The 585-nt window shown below is 33.5% G+C and carries 1 protein-coding gene; it reads right to left on the reverse strand.

Annotation, left to right across the window (positions count from 1 at the left end):
* Positions 1-160: 160 nt before the first annotated feature.
* Positions 161-538: a biotin/lipoyl-containing protein gene (locus tag GIL12_RS10000; RefSeq protein WP_163470322.1), complete on the reverse strand. Its 378-nt coding sequence runs from the start codon at positions 536-538 to the stop codon at positions 161-163.
* Positions 539-585 lie beyond the last annotated feature (47 nt).

Consider the following 585-nt stretch of genomic DNA (forward strand, 5'->3'; position numbering starts at 1 on the left):
TGGTTCATACCCTTTTTTTATTGCTAGATAAAGAAACAAACAAGATATTCCTATCATTATTATTTCCTTATAAGTTAATATTGTAAATCCTGATTCCCCTAAGAAACTCATTATCATTTGTAACATACTCATTACCTCCTATATTGAGATTTCTTCCTTTCTACAATACTACCAATACATCTCCTGCATTAATTTGAGATCCTTTAGCTACATTTACAGCTGAAACTGTTCCACTTTTATCTGCGTAAAGTTCTGTTTCCATTTTCATTGCCTCTATTATTGCAACTAAATCTCCCTCTGCTATTGCGTCTCCAACTTTTACTTTCATGTCAACTACAACACCTGGCATTGGAGCTTCTATAGCTGCACCAGTTGATGCTGCTACTGGAGCTGCTTGTTGAATCACTGGTTGAGGAGCTTGAACTGGAGCTGCTGCTTTTGGCGCAGAAACTTCCACGTGTCCATCTACAGTTTTTACTTCTTCTAATTCTATTTCATAAACCTTTTCATTTACTTTTATTTTATATACTTTTTTCATTTTGTCATCCCCTTTATTTTATAATTGTTTAATACTAACTATTTTAT

Origin of the sequence: Fusobacterium sp. IOR10, assembly GCF_010367435.1 — a bacterium.
GTDB lineage: Bacteria > Fusobacteriota > Fusobacteriia > Fusobacteriales > Fusobacteriaceae > Fusobacterium_B.